Here is an 18,511-nt window from a genome sequence, read left to right on the forward strand (position 1 = left end):
GGCCGTGGGGGACATCGGCAGGAACGGCTTTCTGCTCGCGACCACGGTCGCGTTGCTGTGGCCGCGCTATTTTTTCGTGAACGTCGCGGGCAAGGGCGTGAGCGGCTATACCGCGATCACCCTGCCGATGCTGGTCGGCGCCGTCGTCGCGCTGCTCGGTTCGGGGGCGACCCGTGCGATCGTCGCGCGCGGCATGGCGCATACCCTGCCGATGCTGCTCGCGGTCGTTGCGTGGTCGGCATGGCGCATCCTGACCGACCTGACCGGCCTCACCCCGGCGGCATCGCTGATGGAGACGGTGCAAGACCTCGTCTTCACCACCGGCTGGCTGTGGATCGGGATGGTGTTCCTCGCCGATCCGGTGGCGATGGCGCGGTTCCCCACCGTGCTGCTGATCGCCGGCATCGCCGCCACCGGCTTCGGTCTGATCGAATATGCCAGCGGCCAGCCGTTGCTTGCCGCGCTTGGACTGAACCGCATCGCGGCGGGCGACGCCAACCAGCTCCGCGCGATCGCCTCCGCCTCGTCCGACGCCGCGTCGGGGTTCCGCATCAAGGCCAGCTTCGCCCATCCGATCGTCTATGGCCAGGCGATGGCGGTGCTCGCCCCGCTGTCGCTGCATTACCTGCTGAGCCGTGGCATGGCGCGGCGGCTGGGCGGTACGCTGCTGGCGGTGGCGATCGTGGTGGCGCTGGTCCTGTGCGGATCGCGCTCGCCGCTGATCGTGTTCGGCGTGGCGCTGATCGTCTATGGCGTCCTGCGCCAGTTCGACGTGCGGCGTCCGGCCCGGCTGCTGGTGCTGAACGTGGCGGGCGTCGGCGCGCTGATCGCGCTGCCGGTCGTGGTGGACGCCGCACAGGACCTGATCGCCGGAACCGACGGCCGCGAGGTCGCCAGCACGCAGGTCCGCGCGCTTCAGTTCCAGCGTGCCCGCACCGCGCTCGACCAGCGTGCGCTCGCCGGATATGGCGGGGGGCAGGCCAAATATCATGCCGGCGTCGTCGGCCGCAACGACGTGCTGACGGTCGACAGCCAGTATCTCGTGCTGGCCGTCGATCACGGACTGGTCGGCCTCGCGCTCTACGCGCTGATGACGCTGGCGATCGTGCTTACCGGCGCGCGGCTGGCGATCGGCGCGCGCGATCCCGGACGGCGCAGCATCCTCGGCTTCTGGACCGCGCTGGTCTGCGGCAATGCCGCCGGCCTCTCGATCGTCGCGATCGACGACATGCTGACCTTCACCTATCTCGCGGCGGGGGTGTTCGTCGCCCATGCCGGGCGGCCGCCACATGCGCCAGGCTGAACCGGACCGGCGCGACCGGGCGCTGATGCTCGCCGCCACGCTGGCGCGGATGGGCGTCGGCCTGCTGACCTTCATGGTGCTGGCCCGCGCGCTCGGCCCCGCCGGGTTCGGCGGGTTCGCCGCCGCCGCCGCCTATGCGACGCTGGTGGCGCTTGCGACCGACTATGGCCTCGCCACCTCGGCATTGCGGCTGGCGGCGGCCGATCCGGCGCGGTCGGGCGAGATCGTCGGCGATGCGCTCAGGACCAAGGCGATACTGGTCGCGCTTGCCTTTCCCGCCGGCGCGGCGCTGACGTTGTGGACGGTGCCGGCGGGGGATACCGGCGTCTATCTCCTCGTCTTCATCGGCACGCTTGCCTATTCCTTCGCCGATCTGACGTTGGTCGCCGCGCGGGCGCACCGCCGCTTCGCCACCGAAGCGGGGCTGGTCGTCACCACCAGCATCGGCATCCTCGCCATCACCGCGACGGTCGCGATGGTGACGCACGACACGCTCGCCACTGCCGCTGCCTTCGCGCTGACCCGCCTTGCGTATCTGGTCGCTACCCGGTTGCGGCTGCGCGCGCTGTTCCACCGTGACCATCGCCCCGGCCAGCACGCTATCCGTGCCACGCTGCGCCAGGCTGCGCCCTATGCCGTCGACAATATCCTGACCGTCCTGACCGGGCAGGTCGACGTGCTGCTGCTCGCGCTGCTGCTGTCGGCGCACGACCTCGGCATCTATCAGGCGGGCGGGCGGCTGGTGCAGGTGATCGTGCCGTTCGCGGTCGTGCTGTCGAGCGTCCACCTGCCCGCGCTCTCGGCGAACGCGCTGCGCGGCGACGACGACGCCTTTCGTCGCCAGTCACGCCGGATCACTATCGAGTTCGCGGGCTTCGGGCTGATCGGCGGGATCGGCTTCGCGCTGCTCGGGCCGTTCGTCACGCGCCACCTCTATGGACCGGCGTTCGATCCGCTGCTGCCGCTGTGGCCGGGGTTCGCCGCCTATGCGATGCTGCGGTTCGCGGCGGCGGGCTTCGGTATCCAGCTTGCAGCACTCGGCCGGATCGGTCCGCGCATCCTCGTCCAGATCGCGACGCTGTTGGGATATACGATCGCCATCATCCTGCTGGTGCCGGGGCACGGACTTGGCGTAACGGCATGGGCGCTGGCGGCGATCGGCGGCGGGACGTTCATTGGGCTGGGGGCGGTCCTGTGGCGGAGCGGCCGGGCGGATCGCGCCGTGGCGGCGGTGCTGCTGATGGTGCCGCCCGTCGCCGGGGGGCTGGCATGGGGGGCGTGGGTCGGGGGATGAGCATCGCACGATGGATCGACGATCTGCGCCGTCTCTGGCGTGGCCAGCCGACGCTGGCCGAGCAACTGACCGGCAGCGCGCTGCGTAAGCGGTTCGCGGCACGCGGCGTCACGGTCGGCCTCTACAGCTACGGCTGTTTCGATCTCGCGCGGGTGCCGCCGGGCGTCACCATCGGGCGTTATTGTTCGGTCGCGTCGGGCGCGCGGATGTTCCTGCGCAACCATGGGCTCGGCTTTCTCGGTCTCACCCCGTACTTCTACAACGAGGCACTGGGCGTCGTTGACGACAGCACCCTTGCGCCCGCAACCCTGACCATCGGCGACGATGTCTGGATTGGTCATGACGCGATCCTGCTGCCCGGCGTCGGCAGCGTCGGGCGCGGTGCGGTGATCGGCGCCGGCGCGGTCGTCACCCGCCCGGTCCCGGCCTATGCCATCGTCGCCGGCAACCCGGCGCGGCTGCTGCGGATGCGCTTCGACGCCGCGACCATCGCCGCGGTCGAGGCGACCCGCTGGTGGGAGGGCACGCCCGACGACCTGCGCCGGCTGGTCCGCAAGCAGCCCGGCCTTGCGTTCGATCCCGCCCGTTATTTTGCGGGAGGGGCATGATGGCCCGTCCGCTCCACATCGCGCTGCCATGGCATGCGATTGGCCATGGCAACCTCGGCATCGATGCGCTGACCCTGTCGAATATCGCCATCCTGCGCGCCGCCGCCACACGGATTGGGCGCGAGGTCCGCTTCACCACGCTTTGCGCCGCGCCGGGTGACGGTGTGGTCCTGCCCGACGACGTGACGATCGGGCCGATGCCCAGCCCGCGCGCGGCGCTGACCGGGCGTTCGCCGTTCCTGAGCGTACTGCGCGACGCCGATCTGGTGGTCGACATCGGCGAGGGCGATAGCTGGACCGACCTGTACGGCGGCCGCCGCTTCGCCTTCCACGCCGGGACCAAGCTCGCCACGCTGGCGCTGGGCAAGCCGCTGGTACTGGCCCCGCAGACGATCGGCCCTTTCGCCTCGCCATGGCGGCGGCGGCTGGCCGATACGATCATGCGCCGCGCGCGGGCGGTCTATGCGCGCGATACGCTCTCGGCCGGGTATCTCGCCGGTCGTGGTCTGGCTTGCGAGACGGGCACGTTCATCGACGTCGCCTTCCGCCTGCCTTTCGCCCGTCCCGTCCGCAGCGATGGCGCGCCGCGCGTCGGGCTGAACGTCTCGGGCCTGCTCTATCGTGGCGGCTATCGCGGCGGCAATGATTTCGCGCTGACGCTCGACTATGCCGCGCTCACCCACCGGCTGATCGAGCATTGGCTGGCGGCGGGGGTGGAAATTCATCTGATCCCGCATGTCGCTGCGCCGGCTGGCAACGACGATGATGTCAGCCTCATCGTGCCGCTGAAAGCACGCTATCCGGCGATCGTCGCGCCGCCGCGCTTCACCGATGCCAGCGCCGCCAAGTCGTGGATGGCGGGGCTGGATTTCGTGGTCGGCGGGCGGATGCACGCCTGCATCGGTGCGTTTTCGGCCGGGGTGCCGGTGGTGCCGATCGCCTATAGCCGCAAGTTCAACGGGCTGTTCGGCACGCTCGGCTATCCGCATTTCGTCGACGGCCGCGTAGCCGATACCGACCACGCCTTTACCACGATCCTCGCCGGCTTTGCCGGGCGCGACGCGCTGGCCGCCGCGATCCGGCCCGGCCTCACGCTGGCCGCCGAGCGGCTCGACGCCTATGAGGCGCGACTGGCGGTGATCCTCGGCGAACTGCCATGAGCAGCATCGATGCGATCGTCGGGAGCGGGCTGTGTACCGGTTGCGGCGGCTGCGTCGCGGCGATCGATACGCCGGGGCTGGCGATGGCGTTCGATCCCGCCGGCTTTCTCCGCCCGACCGTCGTGCCGCTCGCGCCGGCGCAGTGTGCCACGCTCGACCGGGTTTGTGCCGGACGAGCGCTGTCGCACGACCCGCGCCCGGCCGATTATCACCCGCTATGGGGACCGATCCGCGCGCTGGCGACCGGCCATGCGACCGATCCCGAGGTGCGTTTTCGCGGGTCGTCGGGCGGGGTGCTGTCGGCGCTGGCGATCCATCTGGTGGCAAGCGGCGCGGTCGATTTCGTCCTCGCCACCGCCGCCGATCCCGACGATCCGATCGGCAACCGCACCGCGCCGCGCGACGACCGCGACGCGATCCTCGCCGCCGCCGGGTCGCGCTATGCGCCGTCCGCGCCGCTCGCCGATCTCGAACGGCATCTGGCCGCCGGGCGTCGCTTCGCGTTCATCGGCAAGCCGTGCGACGTCGCGACCTTGCGCCGCATGGCCACCCGCGACCCGCGCATCGACCGGCTGATCCCGGTGATGTTCGCCTTCTTCTGCGCCGGTGTCCCCAGCCGGCGGGGCACGCAGGCCGTCCTCGCGGCGCTGGACGTCGCGAAAGAAGCGGTGGCGCGCTTCCAGTATCGCGGTGACGGCTGGCCCGGCCTGACCCGCGCCCGCCGCCACGACGGCAGCGAGGCGAGCATGACCTATGCCGAAAGCTGGGGTGGCATCCTCAACCAGCATCTCCAGTTCCGTTGCAAGATCTGCCCCGACGGCACCGGCGAGTTCGCCGACATCGCCTGCGCCGATGCATGGGTCGGCGATTCGGGCTATCCCGATTTTTCGGAACGCGATGGCCGCAGCCTGATCGTCGCGCGCACCGCCACCGGTGTGGCGCTGCTGGCGCAGGCGGTGGCCGCCGGCACGGTCGCGACCGAAGCGCTGGATGTGCGCGAGATCGCGCGGATGCAGCCCTATCAGGCGACGCGCAAACGCAATGCGCTGGTGCGCAGCGTGGCACTCTGGGCGGCGCGTGGCCGGGGGCCGCGCTTCGCCCGCTTGGCGCTGCTCCGGCTGACGCTGTCGACATCGCCGCTCGAACTGGTGCGCAACCTGATCGGCACCTTCCGCCGAGCGCGTCGCGGGCAACCGGGCTGATGATGGTCCCGGTCATCCTCGTCAACTGGAACGGCTGGCGCGACAGCATCGCCTGCATCCGCGCCTGTCTCGCGCTCGATCATCCCGCGCGCATTGTGGTGTGCGACAACGCCTCGCACGACGGATCGGTCGAGCGGATCGCCGCATGGGCACGCGGCGAAACCCCCACCCCCGACGTGCCCGACAGTCCGGTGTCGCTCAGCGAGCGTCGCCCGCATGGGGTGGCGATCCTCGACCGGGCCGCCGCCGAACGGGGCGAGGGCGGCGATGCCGAGCTGCTGCTGATCCGCACCGGCGGCAACCTCGGCTTCGCCGGCGGCAACAATGTCGGCCTGCGCTGGGCACTGACGCGCGGCTGCACCCATGCGTGGCTGCTCAACAACGACACCGTCGTGGCCGCAGACGCGCTGGGCGCGCTGGTCCGTCTTGCCGACAGCGATCCCGCGATCGGCCTCGTCGGATCGGTGCTGGTCGAATATCACCGCCCCGGCCGGCTACAGGGCTATGCCGGCGCGCTCGACCTGCGCAGCTTCAAGGGGCGACATCTCGGCATCGGTGTCGCCGCATCGGACCCGGCGGCGGCGATGCTGGTCGATCCGGTTCGGCCACACGAACGCTGCTACCCGATCGGCGCGTCGATGCTCGTCACCGCCGCTTTCCTGCGCGATGTCGGGCTGATGGAGGAGCGCTATTTCCTCTATTATGAAGAAGCCGACTGGGCATTGCGCGGCCATCCGCGCTACCGCGTCGCCATCGCCGCCGACAGCATCGTGTATCACAAGATCGGCGCATCCGCCGGATCGACGCCGCAGGGGCTGTCCGCACAGTCGACCGGCTTCCTCTATCGCAGCCGCCTCGCCTGCGCGCGCCGGTTCGCGCAGCGCCGCGTGCCATGGGTCGCCGCCTGCATCCTGAGCGAAGCCGGTCGCGCGCTGCTGCGCGGCCGGACCGGGCGGGCGATCGGTGCCGTGCGGGCGCTGACCGGCCGGGTGCGGGCGCCGCGCTGATGCGGATCGTTGCGCTGTTTCAGGAATTTCCGTTTCCCGCCAACAACGGCATGCGATCGGACATTTCGCGCCGGCTCGCGACGCTCCACGCTTTGGGGCATGAGGTCCACGCCATCGCATGGACCGGCGGCCGGCTCGATCCGGTGCTGCGCGACGCGGACGTGGCGGCGGCGGCGCGGCGCACCGCCTCGCTGGAGGTGCTGCCGATCGACCGGGGCTGGCGGCGGGTCGCCAACCTTGCCCGTTTCCCGTCGCAGGTCGCCGGGCGCTGGCCGACCGCAGGGGATCGCCACGCGCTGCTCGACCGGTTGCGGGCGCGGGTGGCGGCACCCGACTGTGTCTGGGTCGACGGCATCCACGCCGGGGCGCTCGGCCGCTGGCTGGCACGGGCATTGGGGGTGCCGCTGCTCTATCGCTCACACAATATCGAGCACCGCTATCTTGCCGAACAGGCGCGGCTGGCGCGCGGCCGGACCCGCTGGCGCATCGCCGCCAATGTGCTGGGGATGCGCCGGTTCGAAACCGCGCTGCAACGCGATGCCGCGCAGGTGTTCGAGATTTCGGCCGACGACCGCGACTGGTGGCGTGGCCGGGGCATCGCGCACAATCGCTGGCTGCCGCCGCAGCCCGACCCGATGATCGCCAGCCATAGTGCCGATGGCTCGCGCAGCATCGACCTGTTCTTCGTCGGCAGCCTGTCGAGCCCCAATAATCAGGCGGGGCTGGCGTGGTATCTGGGCCATGTCCACCCGCTCGTCCGCGACGCGCTGCCCGATGTACGGGTAGTGATCGCCGGCCGCTCGCCGCCGTCCGCGCTGCTGGGCCAACTGGGCGATGCGGGAATCGACACCCTGCCCGATCCGGCGGCGGTCGCGCCGCTGGTCGGGCGGGCGCATGTGTTGATGAACCCGATCCACCACGGCAGCGGCGTCAACATCAAGACGATCGACATGCTGGCGAGCGGTCGCCCGGTCGTCACGACCGCCAAGGGCGCGCGCGGCCTGCCGCCCGCCGTCGTCGATCACCTGATCCTCGCCGACGACCCGTCAGGCTTCGCCGCCGCGCTGGTGGCCGCGATCCGTGCGGCCCGCAGCGGAGAACGACCCCACGACCGCCGCGCGCTGATCGAAACCCATTTCGGCCACGCCACCATCGCGCGGGCACTGGCCGAGGGGATGGCCGCGCTCAGTCCGCGCCGAACACGTCGCGGGTAAAGACCTTGGCGGCGACATCGGCCAGCTCGGGGTCGTTGCGATTGGCGATGATGACGTCGCACGCGTCCTTGAACCCCGCCAGATCGCGGACGACGCGCGACCCGAAGAACTGGTCGTCGGCCAGCGTCGGTTCGTAGACGACGACCTCGATCCCCTTCGCCTTGATCCGCTTCATGATCCCCTGGATCGACGACTGGCGGAAATTGTCCGATCCCGCCTTCATCGTCAGGCGGAAGATACCGACCTTGCCCGGCTTGCGGGCAAGAATCTGGTCGGCGAGGAAATCCTTGCGTGTCCGGTTGGCGTCGACGATCGCGCGGATCAAATTCTGCGGCACCTCGGAATAATTGGCGAGGAGCTGCTTGGTGTCCTTGGGCAAACAATAGCCGCCATAGCCGAAGCTCGGGTTGTTGTAGTGCATGCCGACCCGCGGATCGAGGCCGACCCCCTCGATGATCTGCCGCGTGTCGAGCCCGCCGGCGATCGCATAGCTGTCGAGTTCGTTGAAGAAGGCGACCCGCATCGCGAGATAGGTGTTGGCGAACAGCTTGATCGCCTCGGCCTCGCGCGAATCGGTGAACAGCACCGGGATGTCGGTCTTTTCGGCCCCCTCGACCAGCAGGTCGGCGAAGATTTTCGCGCGCTGCGAGCGTTCGCCGACGATGATCCGCGACGGGTGGAGATTGTCGTGCAGCGCGCGCCCTTCGCGCAGGAATTCGGGGCTGAAGATCACCTGCGGCGCGTTCAGCCGCGCGCGCACATCGTCGACGAAGCCGACCGGCACGGTCGACTTGACGACGATCGTGGCTTGCGGAGCGGTCCGGCTCGCCAGCGCGATGACGTCCTCGACTGAGGTCGTGTTGAACTTGTTGGTCTGCTCGTCATAGTTGGTCGGCGTCGCGACGATCACATAGTCCGCGCCGGCCAGCGCCGCCTGTCCGTCGAGCGTCGCGGTCAGGTCGAGCGGACGGTCGCGCAGGAATTCGTCCAGTTCCTTGTCGATGATCGGCGACTGGCGCGCCTCGACCAGCGCGACCCGCTCGGCCGAAATGTCGACCGCGACGACATGGTGGTGCTGTGCCAGCAGCACCGCGTTCGACATGCCGACATAGCCCAGCCCGAAAACGACGATCTTCATGCGCGTGTCCCGTATGTCGCCGGCTGACCCGGCCGCGTTCGCTTAGGGTCTGTGATGCCGTGCTGCAAACAGCAAAAAGCCGCCGGTCCGGTGGGACCGACGGCTTTTCGAAATGGTGGGCGCGGCAAGGATTGAACTTGCGACCCCTGCGATGTCAACACAGTGCTCTACCACTGAGCTACGCGCCCGGCGCTGTTCCCCGTAAGGGGAGAGCGAAACCGGAGTGGCGCTGTTAGCGGCGTCGTTTCGGGCTGACAAGAGCCTAATTGCCCGCAGGCAATTTTTCTCCCTCGAACATCCGGTCGACCTCGGCCACCAGCTCGCGCAGGTGGAACGGCTTGGACAGGATGCGCGCCTGCGGCACCGTCTTGCCGGCCTTCAGCGTGACGGCGGCGAAGCCGGTGATAAACATGACGCGCAGGTCGGGCGCGATCTCGCCGGCGCGCTGCGCCAGTTCGATGCCGTCCATCTCGGGCATGACGATGTCGGTCAGCAGCAGGTCGAACGGCTCGCGCTCCAGCAGCGGCACCGCCGCCGTACCGCGATCAACCGCGCTGACATGATAGCCGGCACGTTCCAGCGCGCGCGCCAGATACTCGCGCATCACCTGATCGTCCTCGGCCAGCAGAATTTTGAACATGGGCACCCCTTGGCCGTCATGGCTCCGCATATGCCGGGAGCGGTTAAGAAATTCCAGACGTCCCGCCTCGACACACCGGGGACGACATGGTCTGTGGCAAAAATGGACACCGCCCCGCCCCCGTTCCATCGCTTCGGCATGGGTCCGCCACGGTCGCCGGTGGTCGTATCGGTGCCGCACGCCGGGCGATATTATCCTCAAGCGCTCGCCGATCTCGTCAGCGTGCCGATGGCCGCGCTGGTCCCGCTGGAGGACCGCCACGTCGATGCCGTCGCCCATGCCGCGCGGGGGGACGAAACGATGCTCGTCGCCAGCCATGCCCGGGCATGGATCGACCTCAACCGCTCGCCCGACGCCGATCGCGATCCGTGGATCGACGAGGGCGCCCGCCCGGCCGCCCTCGCCCGGTCGGACAAGGTGAAGAGCGGCATCGGCCTGATCCCACGCCGCGCCGGCGGTGCCGACAATATGTGGCGGCGCAAGCTGACCGACGCGGAAGTGCGGGCGCGGATCGTCGAAACCCATGCGCCGTATCATGCAGCACTCGGGCAGGCGCTCGCCGCCGCCCGCGCGGCGTTCGGTACGGCGATCCTGCTCGACCTGCATTCGATGCCGCCGCTCCCCGGCCCCGATCCGGCGCAGGTCGTGCTCGGCGACCGGTTCGGGCGAAGCTGCCCCGGCCATGTCACCGCGCGAATCGCCGGGGTTGTGCGGGGCCACGGGTGCCCGGTCGCGATCGACCGGCCCTATGCCGGCGGCCACATTCTCGACGCCCATGCCGATCCGCGCGGCGGCGTCTATGCGCTCCAGCTCGAACTCGACCGGACGCTGTATCTCGATGCGACGCTCGATCAGCCGGGCGAGGGGCTGGCCCGCACCGCGAAGACGGTTCGCGCCGTGCTCGACACGCTGGCGACGCTTGCCGATCCGCTCCGCCGCGCTGCGGAATAAGCACATAAAAAAACCACCCCGTGCATGAAGCACGGAGTGGCCAAGGTTCAGGGAGGAGGCGCGTAAAACGCGCCGCACGGCCCGACGAAAGGGGGGAACATCGAACCGTGTATCAACAATCTAGGAAAGGCGTCGGCAGGCTTCAAGAGCGAAATTGTATCCGTTTGTAACGACTCATCGCACGCCCGGCAGCATCCTCGCCAATACCGCGTCGCGCAGCACGAAATGATGCCGCAACGCCGCGCCGACATGCAGCGCGACCAGCACGGCCATGGTGATGCCGACGATCTCATGGACCTCATGCCCCGCCCCTGCCGCGGCGGGTGAAATCGGCAGATAGGGCACGGCGAACAGCCCGAACCATTCGAGCGGCCGCCGGGTCGCGCCCGACGCCATCGCCCAGCCGCTCATCGGCAGGACGATCAGGAACAGGTAGAAGATGACATGCGTCAGATGCGCCGCCGCCCGTTCCCACGCGGACGTGGAGACGGGCAACGGCGGGGGCGGATTGGCGATTCGCCAGCCGATCCGCCCGATCGTCAGCACCAGCACGGTCAGGCCGATCGACTTGTGCAGCCCCATCGACCCGCCGATCAGGCCGATCCACAGGTTCACGACGACGAGGAAGGCGATCACCCAGTGAAAGGCGATCGCGACCCGCGAATAGCGTGCGCCCGGGACGGCCCGCGCCATCAGAAAGTCGGCACGCCGACCGGCTGCGCCTGTACCTTGCCCTGCCGCATCTGCCGCGCGAACACGTCACGCATCAGCGACAGCGAGAACAGGTGCGCGAACACCAGCGGCAGCATGCCCGACTGCTGCATCTTGCGAAGCTGGTCGCCGCGCAGTTCCATCAGCTTTTCTTCCGATACCATCTGGAAGCCGCGATAGACGAACGGCTGGTCGTTGCCGTCCTGCTGGATCGACACTTCGCCGTCCATTAGCAGGCCAAGCTCCTTCAATTCCTTCATGAACATGCCGGTCTTCTGGCCGGCCTGCTCGAACTGCTCGTTGAAGGCGAGGATCTGCTGGGTCACTTCGCTGGGCTTGTCGCCGTCGAACAGCGCATCGCCCTCGTCGAACTGGCCGATCACGTCCGACGTCGGGTCGAAGCACAGCGACAGCTCTTCCGATTCGGGGCGCAGCCGCGCGAGCAGATAGGGATAGCGGCGGATATAGGCCGGGACATAGGTCTCGGGATCGATCAGCCGGCCTTCGTCGTCGAGGAAGGTGTTGACGCCTTCGTTCAGGCCCATCAGCGCCAGCGGCACGGGATCGTCACCGACCGAGAACACGATCGGCATCCGCCGCTGTACCAGCGGGAATTCCTCGACCGTCACCGGCACGGCATGCTGGCCGACCAGGAACGGCGCGCGATCGGTGCTGCGGACCTTCCAGTCGGCATGCGTCTGGCTCGAAAGCGGTTCGAGCTGGTTGTAGAAAAGCGGAAGCGACTGGTTCTGCGGCGCGCTGGCCATTTCAGGATCTCCAAGTAATCATACCCTGTCCGGCAGTACCCGCCGGACGTCCGCCCCCCGGCGAACTTGGGACTTTCGTCTATTTGCTGGGTGGCGCGGGCGCAAGCGGTACGAGCTTCCCCGGATTGAACAATCCGCGCGGGTCCAGCCCGGCCTTCACCGCGCGCAGCGCCGCCAGCCGCGCGGGCGGCGCGGTGCGCGCCAGTTCGCCGAGCTTCATCTGGCCGATGCCATGTTCCGCCGAGATCGATCCGCCGGCGGCGACCACCGCATCATGGACGAAGCGGGTGACAACCGGCGCATCCTGCGCATACCAGTGAGCGGGATCGGCCCCAGCGGGTGCGCGGACATGGAAATGCACGTTGCCGTCGCCCAAATGGCCGAAGGCGGTGGCATGGGTCCCGGCGAAGCGCGCCTCGGCGGCGGCGGCCGTCTCCACCATGAAGCGCGGCATCGCATCCACCGGCACCGAAATATCATGCTGCACCGCCGGCCCCGCCGCCTTCTCCGCCGCCGACAGCGAATCGCGCAAGGCCCAGAACGCTTGGGCCTGCGCCTCCGACGTGGCGAGCACCGCATCGCCGACCACCCCGTCGGCCAGCGCATCGCCGAGCAGGCGGACGAGCAGCGCATCGGGCGACGCCTCGCCGGTGCCCGCCACCGCCTCGATCAGCAGATGCCACGGGTGCGGCCCGGCGAGCGGCGGGCGGGCACCGGGCAGATGCGCCACCGCCAGCGCCAGCGAATCGGCCGGAATGATCTCGAAGCTCTCGATCGAGTCGGTCGCCGCCTGCATCCGGCGCAGCAGCGTCAGCCCCGCCTGCGGATCGGCGATTCCGGCCCACGCCACCGCTCGCGCGCCGATCGCCGGCACCAGCCGCAGCGTCGCGGCGGTGACGATGCCCAGCGTCCCCTCCGCCCCCACCAGCAATTGCGTCAGGTCATAGCCGCGATTGTCCTTGGGCAATGCCGCCAGCCCGTCGTGGACCGATCCGTCGGGCAACACCGCTTCGACGCCCAGCACCAGCCGGCGCATCGTGCCCCAGCGCAGCACCTGCGTGCCCCCGGCGTTGGTCGAGACGAGGCCGCCGATCGTGGCGCTCCCCCGCGCGCCCAGCGTCAGCGGAAACCGCCGCCCGGCCTGCGCGGCGGCATCGTGGAGATGCTGGAGGATCACCCCGCTTTCCGCCACCGCTTGGCCCCCTGCGACCGCGCGAATCCGGTTCATCCGGCGGAGCGAGACGATCACCGCCGATCCGTCGGCCGGCGGCGTCGCCCCGCCGACCATCGACGTATTGCCCCCCTGCGGCACGAGCGCGACGCCATGCCGTGCCGCCAGCGTCACGATTCCGGCGACCCCGGCGGTATTCGCCGGCTCGAACAGTGCGGCGCTGGCCCCGTGGAACCGGCCGCGCCAGTCGGTTAGCCACGGGGCGATCCGTTCGGGATCGGTGGAGACGGCGCGCTCGCCCAGCAATTCGCGGGCATCGGCGACCATCGCGGCGACGGCATCGGTACGCATGGGCACGCGCTATCACCACCGCCCCCTTGCCGCCAGTTCATCGCAGGTTAAAACGTCGGGGTGAATGTTTGTCGCGTGAGTGCCCTGCCGTTCCCTGTCGCCGCCACGGCGCTGCTGATGCTGGCGCTGCCGGGGTCGGCGCAGCGGCGGCTGGTCGACAATCCGCTGCCGCCCGGCGGGGTGACGACGGTCAGGACCGAAATGCGAATCCAGCGCGTCATCATCCGCGTGCCCCGCGCGCCGATCGCGCCGGCATCGTTCAGCACGCCGCGTCCGCTGCCGCCGATCCAGTGGGTCGAAAAGCGCGCCGACCGCTGCGTGCCCGTGCAGGACCTTGCCGCCGTCACCGTCAGCCGCCCTGACAGCGTCGACCTGCTGCTCGCCGGGGGCAAGCGGTTGCGCGCCCGCCTCGCCGATGATTGCGCCGCGCTCGATTTCTACGCGGGCCTGTATTTCAAGCCCAGCGGCGACGGGCAGATGTGCGCCGCGCGCGATGTGTTGCGCTCGCGTTCGGGCGGCCAGTGCCGCATCGCCCAGTTTCGCACGCTGGTCCCGGCGCGCTAGGCGCGGCCTCCTTGACTTTTCACCGGATTTCCTGCAGCGGCAACCCCATTTGGCGGCGCTGTTTCGTTGCCCTTCCATAAGCTGGAAACTGCATGACCTTCGCCGATCTCGGCCTGTCCGACGAACTGCTGCGTTCCGTCACCGATTCGGGCTATAGCGAGCCCACCCCGATTCAGGCGGCGGCAATCCCTTCGGTGCTGATGATGCGCGATCTGGTCGCCGTCGCGCAGACCGGCACCGGCAAGACCGCATCGTTCGTGCTGCCGATGATCGACATCCTCGCGCACGGCCGCAGCCGCGCCCGCATGCCGCGCTCGCTGATCCTCGAACCGACGCGCGAACTGGCGGCGCAGGTCGCCGAGAATTTCGAGAAATATGGCGCGAACCACAAGCTCTCGATGGCGCTCCTCATCGGCGGTGTGTCGATGGGCGACCAGTTGGCCGCGCTCGAAAAAGGCGTCGACGTGCTGATCGCGACGCCGGGTCGGCTGATGGACCTGTTCACCCGCGGCAAGATCCTGCTCAACGGCTGTTCGATGCTGGTGATCGACGAGGCCGACCGGATGCTCGACATGGGGTTCATCCCCGACATCGAGGAAATCTGCACCAAGCTGCCCAAGCAGCGGCAGACCTTGCTGTTCTCGGCCACCATGCCGCCGCCGATCAAGAAGCTGGCCGACAAGTTCCTCGACAATCCCAAGACGATCGAGGTCGCCCGGCCGGCGACGACCAACACCAACATTACCCAGCATCTGGTGCCGGTGAGCGCGGCAAAGAAGCGCGACGTGCTGCGCAAGCTGCTCGGCAGCGCCGATCTTCGCAACGCGATCGTGTTCTGCAACCGCAAGACGACGGTGCGCGAACTGAACAAGAGCCTGCAACGCGCCGGCTTCAGCTCGGCCGAAATCCATGGCGACATGGAACAGGCCGCGCGCATCGCCGAACTGGAACGCTTCAAGCGCGGCGACGTGAGCATCCTCGTCGCCTCCGACGTGGCGGCACGCGGGCTGGACGTGAAGGGGGTCAGCCATGTCGTCAACTTCGACGCGCCGTGGCACCCCGATGATTACGTCCATCGCATCGGCCGCACCGGGCGCGGTGGTGCCACCGGCACCGCGTGGACGCTGATTACCGAGGACGATGCCGAAAACATCGCCAACATCCAAAAGCTGACCGGCCAGACGATCCCCATCCTCGACATGGGCACCTCCGCTCCCGCCGACGACGTCCCAGAAGCCGCTGCGAAGGCCGAGGAGGAGGCTCCCCGCCGCGCGCGCCGTCCCCGTGCCGCCGCCGCGCCCGAGGAAGCCGCGCCCCAGCCCCGCCGCCGTCGCGAGGAACCGCAACGCCGCGAGGAAGCCCCCCGGCGCGAGGAACCCCAACGGCGTGAACCGGTGCGCGACGAGCGCCCGGCCCGCTATGTCCAGCAGGACGCGATCGAGGATGGCGGCTGGAACGGCCCGGTCCCGGCATTCCTTTCGGTGCGGCTGACCGGCTGAGGCGATGGACGCCGATGATCCGTTCGAGGCGGTGGCCCCCGTCGCGATCGAAAGCCCCTGCACGCTGGTCTGCTCGATCGACAGCGCCACCGGCTGGTGCTTCGGCTGCGGCCGCACCCGCGACGAGATCGCCTGCTGGACCAGCATCGATCCCGCCGCCCGGCGGCAGGTGATGGCGACGCTGCCCGAACGGATGGCGATCCTCGACGGCTGACGGTCGGACCCCGACTGGTTTCCTGCGCGTTCAGCGCCGGTGCAAACCCAGTCGGGAGATTCATCATGGCCGTCAGCCTTAAACCCTTGTCACAACAGACGATTGTCATCACCGGAGCTTCGTCGGGCATCGGCCTCGCCACCGCCCGCCGTGCCGCGCGCGAAGGCGCGCGCGTCGTGCTGGTCGCCCGCAACGAGGACGCACTGGCCGAAGCGGTCGAATCGATCCGCAACAAGGGCGGCCGCGCCACCCATCTCGCGATCGACGTGACCGCCGCCGACGCGTCCGAGCGAATCGGCGAAAAGGCGCGCGAGGCGTTCGGCGGCTTCGACGCATGGGTCAACGATGCCGCTGTCGCACTCTACGCGCCGCTGCTCGACACCGGTCTCGACGAACAGCGCCGCGCGTTCGACGTCGGCTATTTCGCGATGGTCGCCGGCTCGCTCTACGCCGCGCGCGAACTGACCGCACGCGGCGGCGGCGCGATCGTCAACGTCGGTTCGATCCTGTCGGACCGCTCGGTCCCGTTGCAGGGCGCGTACAGCGCGATGAAACATGCGGTGCAGGGCTTTACCGAAGCGCTGCGCATGGAGTTGGAAGCAGACGGCAAGCCGGTGTCGGTCACGCTCATCAAGCCGGCGGCGATCAACACCCCGTACCCCGAACATGCTCGCAACCGCATGAACAAGCCCGCGCGGGTGCCGCCGGTGGTCTATGATCCCGAACTGGTCGCCAAGGCGATCTGTTTTGCGGTCGCCAATCCCAAGCGCGACCTGACGGTCGGCGGCACCGGCATGGTGATGACCAAGATGAGCAACCTGCTGCCGCGCAGCGCCGACCGCTTCATGGAGGCGTTTTTCGGGGAAGCGGCGCAGACGATCGATACTCCGGCCGAACCGGGTGCGAAGGACAATCTCTACCAGCCACGCAAGGACGGCCGCGAACGGTCGAACCAGGACATCCATGTCCGCAAGCAGAGCCTCGCCCTCGAAGCGCAGATGCGTCCGCTGACCACGCTCGCGATCCTTGGCGCGGTCGGTGCGGTCGCCGGCATGTTGCTGTCGCTGCGCGGATCGACCCCGCGCAAGGCTGCGCCGAAGCTGCTGCCCGCGCCCGAACCGAAGGCGCATCAAGTGGACGGCACCGATTCGCCGGCATCGTTCGCCGCAGCGATCGCCGACGAAAACACCATTCCCGAACCCTCGGGCATCGCCAGCACCGTGGCCGGCGAACGCTTTTCGGAAAAGCCGCTGGGCAGCCCGGTCGCCCCCAATGCGGCGGACATCACGGTCGCGACCGCCTGATCCGTCGTACCCCTCCCCCTTCGCGGGGAGGGGCTTAGGGCCGATCGACCTTCAGCATTGCCGACCGATCTTCGTCACCCCGAACTTGTTCCGGGGTCCACGGCTCGGCGATCGGTGCGCCTTGAGGCTGTATCGACAGCGTTTGCGTACAGGTGGACCCCGGAACAAGTCCGGGGTGACGACGCGCGAAGGAAGGTCGATCGGCCCTACGGTGCCGGGTTCATCAGCTTGCGGATGAACCCGATCAGGCCGGTCTGCCGCGAACGGCGCAACCGTTCCGCCGCGAGGATAGTCTGCACCTTGCGGAAGCAGGCGTCGACATCGTCGTTGACGAGGACGTAATCATAGCCGTCCCAATGGCTGACTTCGGCAGCAGCGCGGGCCATACGGCCGTCGATCACTTGCGCCGAATCGGTGTTCCGCGCGATCAGCCGCTGATGCAGTTCGGCCATCGACGGCGGCAGGATGAACACCCGCACCACGTCGCCGCCGGCGATCTGGAACAGTTGCTGCGCGCCCTGCCAGTCGATGTCGAACAGCACGTCCTTGCCCGCGCTCAGCATCGCATCGACCGCCTCGCGCGGCGTACCATAGCGATTGCCGAACACATGCGCCCATTCGAGGAATTCGTGCGCCGTCGCCATGCGCCGGAATTCTTCCAGATCGACGAAGTGATAGTCCTTGCCGTCGACCTCCCCGGGGCGCGGGGCACGGGTGGTAGCGGACACCGACATCGACAGATCGGCTTCGGCGGTCAGCAGCTTGCGCGCGATCGTCGATTTGCCCGCGCCCGAAGGCGACGACAGGACGAACAACACCCCGCGGCGCTTGAAGCCGTGGAGGTCGGGGTCTGGCACTTGGGTCATGGGGCCGCCTGATGGCGCGCGGCCTGCCACAACGTCAAGGGGCGACGGTCGTGAAACCGTCGCCCCTTGCCCGTATTTGGATTAGCCTGGTGTCGAGATCAGTAGCCGCGTCGCAAGCGATCCCCCTTGCGACGGTCGTACGCCTTCTTTGCGGCATAGCCGCCGCCCAAGATCATGCCGAGCGGCCCCATCCGCCGCATCGCGCTGCCCGCGAGCCAGCCCATCGCCGCGCCCTTAGCACCGCCGCGACCGTCACGACGATCAATCTGGCGTCCGACCAGCGCTCCGATAATACGTCCGATCATGCTGCCGTCTCCTCAAAGAGTTGTGCCTTCAGTTCGCCCGCGCCACGCAATACCGCCCAGCCGATGGCATAGGTGATGGTGACGGGAATCACGACTTTCAGAACATTGGCGACGATCGCACCTTTGATCGCACCATCGACGTTCGAATCGTCACCGCCGTCGAGACTGTCGATGAAGCCGCCGACCAGCGCGCCGATAGTTGTCGCACCCATGTTGTCACCTGCATGTCGTTACGCCGGTAT

Annotated in this window: 20 protein-coding genes and 1 tRNA gene; 12 read left to right on the forward strand and 9 right to left on the reverse strand. The window is 68.7% G+C overall.

Annotated elements, in window-relative coordinates:
* The first annotated feature begins 4 nt into the window (after positions 1 to 4).
* Genes ASG37_RS06145 through ASG37_RS06175 form a run of 7 tightly spaced genes read left to right on the forward strand, consistent with a single transcriptional unit; the run spans position 5 to position 7,788 of the window.
* Positions 5 to 1,303, forward strand: coding sequence for an O-antigen ligase family protein (locus tag ASG37_RS06145; protein WP_055756995.1), 1,299 nt, complete (start codon positions 5 to 7; stop codon positions 1,301 to 1,303).
* Entirely contained in the window at positions 1,290 to 2,597 is a 1,308-nt protein-coding gene (locus ASG37_RS06150) for a lipopolysaccharide biosynthesis protein (RefSeq protein ID WP_162233485.1), read from the forward strand. The genes ASG37_RS06145 and ASG37_RS06150 overlap by 14 nt, the downstream gene beginning before the upstream one ends.
* Positions 2,594 to 3,205: a CatB-related O-acetyltransferase gene (locus ASG37_RS18225; protein ID WP_055756999.1), complete on the forward strand. Its 612-nt coding sequence runs from the start codon at positions 2,594 to 2,596 to the stop codon at positions 3,203 to 3,205. Before ASG37_RS06150 ends, ASG37_RS18225 begins: the two co-directional genes overlap by 4 nt.
* A complete protein-coding gene (locus tag ASG37_RS06160) occupies positions 3,202 to 4,365 on the forward strand; it encodes a polysaccharide pyruvyl transferase family protein (protein ID WP_082448606.1) in 1,164 nt (387 codons plus the stop codon). Before ASG37_RS18225 ends, ASG37_RS06160 begins: the two co-directional genes overlap by 4 nt.
* Positions 4,362 to 5,567 carry a Coenzyme F420 hydrogenase/dehydrogenase, beta subunit C-terminal domain gene (locus tag ASG37_RS06165; RefSeq protein ID WP_082448608.1) on the forward strand — a complete coding sequence of 402 codons (1,206 nt, stop codon included), beginning with the start codon at positions 4,362 to 4,364 and terminating at the stop codon, positions 5,565 to 5,567. The genes ASG37_RS06160 and ASG37_RS06165 overlap by 4 nt, the downstream gene beginning before the upstream one ends.
* Entirely contained in the window at positions 5,567 to 6,574 is a 1,008-nt protein-coding gene (locus ASG37_RS17610) for a glycosyltransferase family 2 protein (RefSeq protein ID WP_156349265.1), read from the forward strand. Before ASG37_RS06165 ends, ASG37_RS17610 begins: the two co-directional genes overlap by 1 nt.
* The gene (locus ASG37_RS06175; RefSeq protein WP_055757005.1) at positions 6,574 to 7,788 is read left to right on the forward strand and encodes a glycosyltransferase; all 1,215 of its coding nucleotides are present in this window, start codon (positions 6,574 to 6,576) and stop codon (positions 7,786 to 7,788) included. Before ASG37_RS17610 ends, ASG37_RS06175 begins: the two co-directional genes overlap by 1 nt.
* On the opposite strand, the gene ASG37_RS06180 is transcribed toward ASG37_RS06175, so the two are convergent.
* The 3 genes from ASG37_RS06180 to cpdR form a co-directional block, all read right to left on the reverse strand.
* Positions 7,760 to 8,926 (reverse strand): nucleotide sugar dehydrogenase, encoded by a 1,167-nt coding sequence (locus ASG37_RS06180; protein ID WP_055757006.1) that lies wholly within the window; start codon positions 8,924 to 8,926, stop codon positions 7,760 to 7,762. The genes ASG37_RS06175 and ASG37_RS06180 overlap by 29 nt on opposite strands.
* A gap of 113 nt (positions 8,927 to 9,039) precedes the next feature.
* Positions 9,040 to 9,114 (reverse strand) — tRNA-Val (locus tag ASG37_RS06185).
* A 74-nt stretch (positions 9,115 to 9,188) separates the two neighbouring features.
* Complete coding sequence (cpdR, locus tag ASG37_RS06190) at positions 9,189 to 9,566, reverse strand: cell cycle two-component system response regulator CpdR (protein WP_055757008.1); 378 nt, start codon at positions 9,564 to 9,566, stop codon at positions 9,189 to 9,191.
* Positions 9,567 to 9,668: 102 nt separating this feature from the next.
* On the opposite strand from cpdR, the gene ASG37_RS06195 reads away from it, so the two are divergent.
* On the forward strand, positions 9,669 to 10,517 hold the full coding sequence (locus ASG37_RS06195) for an N-formylglutamate amidohydrolase (RefSeq protein ID WP_055757010.1): 849 nt from the start codon (positions 9,669 to 9,671) through the stop codon (positions 10,515 to 10,517).
* A 174-nt stretch (positions 10,518 to 10,691) separates the two neighbouring features.
* Here the strand turns inward: ASG37_RS06195 and ASG37_RS06200 are convergent, their stop codons facing one another.
* The 3 genes from ASG37_RS06200 to ASG37_RS06210 all read right to left on the reverse strand — a co-directional run bounded on the left by ASG37_RS06200 (position 10,692) and on the right by ASG37_RS06210 (position 13,517).
* Complete coding sequence (locus ASG37_RS06200) at positions 10,692 to 11,210, reverse strand: cytochrome b (protein ID WP_055757011.1); 519 nt, start codon at positions 11,208 to 11,210, stop codon at positions 10,692 to 10,694.
* Positions 11,210 to 11,995 (reverse strand): SapC family protein, encoded by a 786-nt coding sequence (locus ASG37_RS06205; protein ID WP_055757012.1) that lies wholly within the window; start codon positions 11,993 to 11,995, stop codon positions 11,210 to 11,212. The genes ASG37_RS06200 and ASG37_RS06205 overlap by 1 nt, the downstream gene beginning before the upstream one ends.
* Positions 11,996 to 12,074: 79 nt before the next feature.
* A complete protein-coding gene (locus ASG37_RS06210; RefSeq protein ID WP_055757013.1) occupies positions 12,075 to 13,517 on the reverse strand; it encodes an FAD-binding oxidoreductase in 1,443 nt (480 codons plus the stop codon).
* A 75-nt stretch (positions 13,518 to 13,592) separates the two neighbouring features.
* On the opposite strand from ASG37_RS06210, the gene ASG37_RS06215 reads away from it, so the two are divergent.
* From ASG37_RS06215 to ASG37_RS06230, 4 genes are all read left to right on the forward strand, one after another.
* Positions 13,593 to 14,081 (forward strand): hypothetical protein, encoded by a 489-nt coding sequence (locus ASG37_RS06215; RefSeq protein WP_055757014.1) that lies wholly within the window; start codon positions 13,593 to 13,595, stop codon positions 14,079 to 14,081.
* Positions 14,082 to 14,173: 92 nt separating this feature from the next.
* Positions 14,174 to 15,580, forward strand: a complete 1,407-nt coding sequence (locus ASG37_RS06220; RefSeq protein ID WP_055757015.1) for a DEAD/DEAH box helicase — start codon at positions 14,174 to 14,176, stop codon at positions 15,578 to 15,580.
* A gap of 4 nt (positions 15,581 to 15,584) precedes the next feature.
* Positions 15,585 to 15,794, forward strand: a complete 210-nt coding sequence (locus tag ASG37_RS06225; protein ID WP_055757017.1) for a DUF1289 domain-containing protein — start codon at positions 15,585 to 15,587, stop codon at positions 15,792 to 15,794.
* Between the two features lie 65 nt (positions 15,795 to 15,859).
* On the forward strand, positions 15,860 to 17,098 hold the full coding sequence (locus ASG37_RS06230; RefSeq protein WP_055757019.1) for an SDR family oxidoreductase: 1,239 nt from the start codon (positions 15,860 to 15,862) through the stop codon (positions 17,096 to 17,098).
* A 206-nt stretch (positions 17,099 to 17,304) separates the two neighbouring features.
* Here ASG37_RS06230 and gmk read toward each other — a convergent pair whose 3' ends face one another.
* The 3 genes from gmk to ASG37_RS06245 form a co-directional block, all read right to left on the reverse strand.
* A complete protein-coding gene (gmk, locus tag ASG37_RS06235) occupies positions 17,305 to 17,964 on the reverse strand; it encodes a guanylate kinase (RefSeq protein ID WP_055757021.1) in 660 nt (219 codons plus the stop codon).
* Between the two features lie 98 nt (positions 17,965 to 18,062).
* A complete protein-coding gene (locus ASG37_RS06240) occupies positions 18,063 to 18,269 on the reverse strand; it encodes a hypothetical protein (protein ID WP_055757022.1) in 207 nt (68 codons plus the stop codon).
* Positions 18,266 to 18,481, reverse strand: a complete 216-nt coding sequence (locus tag ASG37_RS06245; protein ID WP_055757024.1) for a hypothetical protein — start codon at positions 18,479 to 18,481, stop codon at positions 18,266 to 18,268. Before ASG37_RS06245 ends, ASG37_RS06240 begins: the two co-directional genes overlap by 4 nt.
* Positions 18,482 to 18,511: the final 30 nt, after the last annotated feature.

The organism is Sphingomonas sp. Leaf407, assembly GCF_001425385.1.
Taxonomy (GTDB): Bacteria; Pseudomonadota; Alphaproteobacteria; order Sphingomonadales; family Sphingomonadaceae; genus Sphingomonas.

Excerpts from the sequence above, each read along its gene's own strand:
- ASG37_RS06195 (WP_055757010.1), top strand. The coding sequence starts at position 9,669 with ATGGACACCGCCCCGCCCCCGTTCCATCGCTTCGGCATGGGTCCGCCA.
- ASG37_RS06165 (WP_082448608.1), top strand. The coding sequence starts at position 4,362 with ATGAGCAGCATCGATGCGATCGTCGGGAGCGGGCTGTGTACCGGTTGC.
- ASG37_RS06175 (WP_055757005.1), top strand. The coding sequence starts at position 6,574 with ATGCGGATCGTTGCGCTGTTTCAGGAATTTCCGTTTCCCGCCAACAAC.
- ASG37_RS06210 (WP_055757013.1), bottom strand. The coding sequence starts at position 13,517 with ATGCGTACCGATGCCGTCGCCGCGATGGTCGCCGATGCCCGCGAATTG.
- ASG37_RS06200 (WP_055757011.1), bottom strand. The coding sequence starts at position 11,210 with ATGGCGCGGGCCGTCCCGGGCGCACGCTATTCGCGGGTCGCGATCGCC.
- ASG37_RS06220 (WP_055757015.1), top strand. The coding sequence starts at position 14,174 with ATGACCTTCGCCGATCTCGGCCTGTCCGACGAACTGCTGCGTTCCGTC.
- ASG37_RS06225 (WP_055757017.1), top strand. The coding sequence starts at position 15,585 with ATGGACGCCGATGATCCGTTCGAGGCGGTGGCCCCCGTCGCGATCGAA.
- ASG37_RS06180 (WP_055757006.1), bottom strand. The coding sequence starts at position 8,926 with ATGAAGATCGTCGTTTTCGGGCTGGGCTATGTCGGCATGTCGAACGCG.
- ASG37_RS06245 (WP_055757024.1), bottom strand. The coding sequence starts at position 18,481 with ATGGGTGCGACAACTATCGGCGCGCTGGTCGGCGGCTTCATCGACAGT.
- ASG37_RS18225 (WP_055756999.1), top strand. The coding sequence starts at position 2,594 with ATGAGCATCGCACGATGGATCGACGATCTGCGCCGTCTCTGGCGTGGC.
- ASG37_RS06150 (WP_162233485.1), top strand. The coding sequence starts at position 1,290 with ATGCGCCAGGCTGAACCGGACCGGCGCGACCGGGCGCTGATGCTCGCC.
- ASG37_RS06240 (WP_055757022.1), bottom strand. The coding sequence starts at position 18,269 with ATGATCGGACGTATTATCGGAGCGCTGGTCGGACGCCAGATTGATCGT.
- gmk (WP_055757021.1), bottom strand. The coding sequence starts at position 17,964 with ATGACCCAAGTGCCAGACCCCGACCTCCACGGCTTCAAGCGCCGCGGG.
- ASG37_RS06230 (WP_055757019.1), top strand. The coding sequence starts at position 15,860 with ATGGCCGTCAGCCTTAAACCCTTGTCACAACAGACGATTGTCATCACC.
- ASG37_RS06205 (WP_055757012.1), bottom strand. The coding sequence starts at position 11,995 with ATGGCCAGCGCGCCGCAGAACCAGTCGCTTCCGCTTTTCTACAACCAG.
- ASG37_RS06160 (WP_082448606.1), top strand. The coding sequence starts at position 3,202 with ATGATGGCCCGTCCGCTCCACATCGCGCTGCCATGGCATGCGATTGGC.
- cpdR (WP_055757008.1), bottom strand. The coding sequence starts at position 9,566 with ATGTTCAAAATTCTGCTGGCCGAGGACGATCAGGTGATGCGCGAGTAT.
- ASG37_RS17610 (WP_156349265.1), top strand. The coding sequence starts at position 5,567 with ATGATGGTCCCGGTCATCCTCGTCAACTGGAACGGCTGGCGCGACAGC.